Origin of the sequence: Moorena sp. SIO3B2 (assembly GCF_010692525.1) — a bacterium.
Classification (GTDB): Bacteria; Cyanobacteriota; Cyanobacteriia; order Cyanobacteriales; family Coleofasciculaceae; genus Moorena; species Moorena producens.
On sequence record NZ_JAAHHE010000163.1, the window covers coordinates 9,786 to 14,717 of the forward strand.

A 4,932-nucleotide genomic window follows, 5' to 3' on the forward strand; every position below is an offset into this window, starting at 1 on the left:
AATCTTGACCTTCGTTCCCGGCGTCGCTTGATTAGCTTTTTGAAACGGTCCGAGGAGACAATACTGATTTCCTCCCATGACCTAGAACTGATTTTAGAAGTATGCGATCGCGTTTTACTACTTGACGAAGGGCAAATTATTGCTGACGGTCCTCCTCAACAGGTGATGGCTAATCAGCAGCTGATGGAGGATCATGGTTTGGAAAAGCCTCACTCCATAGTGTCTGTTATCAGTAACCCTTGAAAAGTTAGTCGTTGGCGGTTGACTGTTGATTGTTAACCGTCAACAATGATTAACTGGGTCAGGATGGTGCTGGAGTACATCAATTACCTTCCCCACTTAAAAACCGCTGCTCCCCAAGTCAATCCTGCACCAAAGCCGGAGGTAGCTATAATATCTCCTGATTTAATTTTCTCAAGCCGCACTGCTTCATCCAACACTATAGGTATAGAAGCCGCTGAGGTATTACCATATTGGGCAAGATTACTTAGAACCTTGTGCTTAGGAATCTTAAGACGTTGGGCAACTGCATCCAGAATCCGCTGATTAGCTTGATGCAAGACCAGCCAATCCACCTGTTCAGTGGTGATATCGGCTCGGAATAATGCTTTTTCAATCACTTCTGGTACCTTTTGCACCGCAAAGCGATAAACCTCTTTGCCACTCATGGTAATGGGCTGATAAGTCCCTTTACCAACAGTCAAACCCTTGACAATTTCCTGCTGTTGTGGTTCATATGCTAACTGAAGACAGCTATTTTGGGTACCATCACTACACAGTGCAAATCCCAGTAAGCGGTCGGATTGATTTGCCTGCAAAACTACAGCCCCAGCACCATCTCCAAATAGTACACAAGTACTTCGGTCTGACCAATCCACCCATCTTGATAGAATATCCGCACCAATCAGTAAGACATTTTGGTAAACGCCAGTGCGGATAAATTGGGACGCTGTAGCCAGTCCAAAGACGAACCCAGAGCAGGCTGCGGTTATATCAAAGGCAACTGCTTTTGATGCTCCCAGGAGTGCCTGAACTTGATTAGCACTGCCAAACAGATCATCCGGGGTTGAGGTGGCTAGGATAATCAGATCTAGGTCTTCAGGAGCAATTCCAGCCATAGCGATCGCATTCCTTGCTGCCCCAGTAGCCATCTCACTTAGACTCCCTTGTGCATGCACCAGATGCCTTTGCCGAATTCCGGTACGGGTGGTAATCCACTCATCCGATGTATCAACCATTTGGCTTAGTTGATGGTTATCGAGGGTAACCTCTGACGCTGCGGAACCGCTTCCGGTAATAGCAATGCCTGTTCCTAGTTGATTCAAGGCTATTCTCCATCAGTTGCATCCCATGTTTTTCTCTTCCCAAGTTCGCTGCTTAGGGAGAAGGCGGAAAGACTGGTGATTGGTCAATCTTGCCATCAATGCCACACTCAACTATAGCACACAAGCCTTAAACAACTATGTTGTGAGGCTTGTGGGACGCTCAAGCTAACAATCTGCCATTATCACGGAACCCTCTTGTAATTACCGTTATCGATCGCCACCCTAATACGGTGGGCAATTCCGCTAAGGAATTCTAACACGAGACTTGATCAGCTAGTCAAAGTTTAGTCCCCATGCTTGACACTCTTAAGGTTAACGGTTAACCATAAACTTTCAACCGCCAACGGTCAACCGTCAACAAAAAAACAGTTGCGCTAATGGTAGCCTTGAAATGCTGATCAGTCGATCATGCCTTACTCCTCACTGCTGGAATTAGTAGCCACTGATTTCTTAGACTTTTTGAAGTGATTAGCTTTAATCCGCTCTAGTACTCGGTGATCAATGGCTTCTTGAGCCAACCGAATGGCGTTAAAAATCGATGGGGCTTGGGAGCTACCGTGACTAATAATACAAATTCCTGCCACCCCCAAGAGTAGAGCACCGCCATGTTCGGCATGATCCATACGCTGCTTAATCCGCTTCAAGTTGGGTTTTAACAACGCTGTACCTAGCTGACCTTGTATCCCTTGAGGCAGTTCTTCTCGGATAATTTGCAGCATCACCTCCCCTACTGCTTCGGCAAACTTGAGCAGTATATTGCCCACAAAGCCATCGCACACAATTACATCAAACTGACCTGAGAGTACATCTCTACCCTCAGCATTGCCAATAAAGTTTATTCTGGAATTCTTTCGTAGCAGTTGATGAGTGCGGATGGCCAAATCATTGCCTTTACACTCTTCCTCACCAATGTTTAGCAGACCCACCTTAGGCTCTTCCATGCCCAAGACATACTTGCTATATACTGACCCCATGATGGCAAACTGCTCTAGATATTTAGGGCGACAATCCACAATTGCCCCCACGTCCATTATAATCACTGGCTTGCCAGCCATGATGGTAGGAAACACTGCGCCAATTGCGGGACGGTCAATCCCTGGCAGACGCCCTAAGCGCAATAGAGCCGCTGCCATGGCTGCCCCAGAGTGCCCAGCACAGACTACAGCGTCAGCACGTCCTTCCTTGACTAAGTCCATGGCTACGTTAATAGAAGCGTTGGGCTTACGCTTCAAGCTCACCAAGGGTTCTTCACCCATGGCAACGACACCATCAGCAGCTACAATTTCTATCTGACTTGATCCGTGGTGTTGGGCAATAGAGGATCTGATTTGCTCAGGATCCCCTACCAACAATACCTCTACCCCTAACTCAGCTTGTGCTCTAATAGCTCCAGCAACTATTTCATGGGGGGCATAATCCCCGCCCATAGCGTCTATTGCGATTCGTGCGCCAGTCGATGCCATTGCTCAAAGTTTATAGAAACCTTCCACATCTTACCAGAACCATTACCTGGAATAGTAAACAATGTGATCTGTTTAACTTGAGATTTGGGACCCGAAAGACTTGCATGGTGACATGTTCTCAACAGAACTGTTCAGATACATTTAACCCGGTAATTCCGCCCCATAGCCGGAATCCGTGTATAGCACGTCAATTAACAATTGACGAGGAGGTATCTGTGTTGGCTTTGCCGGAAAATCCCAAAAGCGCTTTTGCTTACAGCCAATGCATTTACTACAGAACAACTTAACTGTTGTTTGATACAACAATTGCTCTTAGCTCGATTATTGCTTAGGTCGTCTTGATCAGCAGACTCCCAAATCTCAAGCTTCTGTGGCTGTTAAGACAATTATACCAGATAAACCCTACGACAAACCGGAAACTTCCTGAGAATCATTGATTAGGACTTAACAGTAGCAGCATTCAGTATCTAAAATAGAGCAGCCTCAAGAAACAAATGTGGTGTAGTGAATGCTAAAACAACTTGCTGCTGGGATGCTGGCCGGTGCGTTTGTCGTTATATCTGTGAAACTTTGGAGAATTCTGCAACCGATCAACCTTGATCAAGCTCAACTGATGGCTTGGCGGGATACCTCCTTGTTTAGCTTGCCAGCTGAACCAGACCCGTCTGCTGAAGCGATTGTGGCTGAATTCATAGAAAAATGGCGTGTTCAAGGTTCAGCAGTTAAGCAAGGAGTATGGATTCAATCGGGACTGACTAGACTGGCGACCCACCGGGGAAATGTTCCAATACCCGCAGCTTCAATCACGAAAATTGCCACTAGTCTAGCGGCATTACAGCAATGGGGACCAGCTCATCAATTTGAAACTAGAGTCAGTGCCACCGGAATAGTTAAAGATGGGGTATTGCAGGGAGATTTGGTAATTACTGGTGGTAGCGACCCGTTTTTTGTGTGGGAAGAAGCGATCGCATTGGGTAATAGCCTAAATCAACTGGGAATCCGCCGGGTCACTGGGAATTTAGTCATCATTGGCCATTTCACTATGAATGATAAGGACAACCCAGAAATTGCTGGTGGACAACTCTTGCAAGCCTTAAAATCCAGCAGCTGGTCTTGGCAGATTCTCCGCCAATATCAAGCCATGCCCAAAGGAACCGAGAAACCCCAATTAGAAATTGCTGGGAATGTAGTTGTATCTGATACTCCCATTCCCAAGCAAGAATATCTGTTACTCCACAAGTCTTTGCCCCTGGTAGATATTCTTAGAGAGATGAACATCTACAGTAACAACGACGTATCTCAGATGTTGTCTCAAGCCATTGGCGGTGCTCAGACAACCGCTCGGTTGGCGGCTAGGTCAGCTGGTTTACCCGGTAGCGAAATTCAGTTGATTAATGGCTCTGGCTTAGGTATGGAGAATCGAATTTCCCCCCGTGCTGCTTGTGCTATGCTCATGGCTATTGAGCGCTTTTTACAGCCTTACCAGCTTAATCTTAGGGATGTCTTCCCCCTAGCTGGACGGGATACTAAGGGGACCATGCTCGACCGTAACATTCCCCCAGGGGCTGTGATTAAAACCGGAACTCTCAGAGAAGTTAGTGCTCTAGCTGGTTTTCTCCCAACACGCGATCGCGGTTTAGTGTGGTTTGCCATCATTAATGGTGGCAACGATATCCTAGAATTTCGGGCAAAACAGGATCAGCTACTGCAACGCCTGTCTGTCGAGTGGGGTGCCCTTACCCAAAAGAGTAGCAATCAAACCCATAAACCATTGATCATTGGTGATCCCAAGCGTATTGAAAAAATCAGCAGTACCTTGCTGATTGAAAATAAAAAATAGCAAATAGATATTGAGTCGGCTTGAAATTTTGTTGAAGGTTGAAGGTTGAAGGTTGACCGTTGACGGTCAACCTTCAACAGTTAAGTTCAAGGGTTGAGCAACGGCTCCAAAGCCAGTCTCAGCAATAAATTAATTTAGCTGTCCGGCAAAATTCATCCCACACCTAATGCGTAGCATTAGGTGTGGGATGAATTTTGCACAGGGTATTATAAAATTGCTATAATATATGTACTGATAAACAAAGCCGTTCGCGTAGCGTGGCCTACGGCCTTAAATGCTGGGCAAGTCAGCCACTTACGTGCCT

At 46.3% G+C, this 4,932-nt stretch carries 3 protein-coding genes and 1 pseudogene; 2 read left to right on the plus strand and 2 right to left on the minus strand.

The genetic code is table 11. The annotated features are described in order from the left end of the window. A pseudogene (locus F6K38_RS25290) lies at window positions 1–243 on the plus strand (energy-coupling factor ABC transporter ATP-binding protein); the annotation flags it as partial. An 83-nt stretch (window positions 244–326) separates the two neighbouring features. Here the strand turns inward: F6K38_RS25290 and F6K38_RS25295 are convergent. Together F6K38_RS25295 and plsX are read right to left on the minus strand one after the other, a co-directional pair. Beyond that, on the minus strand, window positions 327–1,325 hold the full coding sequence (locus tag F6K38_RS25295; protein WP_287357853.1) for a beta-ketoacyl-ACP synthase III: 999 nt from the start codon (window positions 1,323–1,325) through the stop codon (window positions 327–329). 413 nt (window positions 1,326–1,738) lie between these two features. After that, on the minus strand, window positions 1,739–2,788 hold the full coding sequence (gene plsX, locus F6K38_RS25300; RefSeq protein WP_071986850.1) for a phosphate acyltransferase PlsX: 1,050 nt from the start codon (window positions 2,786–2,788) through the stop codon (window positions 1,739–1,741). 508 nt (window positions 2,789–3,296) lie between these two features. On the opposite strand from plsX, the gene F6K38_RS25305 reads away from it, so the two are divergent. Then, window positions 3,297–4,628, plus strand: coding sequence for a D-alanyl-D-alanine carboxypeptidase (locus tag F6K38_RS25305; protein ID WP_008182125.1), 1,332 nt, complete (start codon window positions 3,297–3,299; stop codon window positions 4,626–4,628). The last annotated feature ends 304 nt before the right edge of the window (window positions 4,629–4,932 follow it).

Bases quoted from the DNA above. Each gene is read 5' to 3' on its own strand.
- plsX (WP_071986850.1), bottom strand. From the start codon at position 2,788: ATGGCATCGACTGGCGCACGAATCGCAATAGACGCTATGGGCGGGGAT.
- F6K38_RS25305 (WP_008182125.1), top strand. From the start codon at position 3,297: ATGCTAAAACAACTTGCTGCTGGGATGCTGGCCGGTGCGTTTGTCGTT.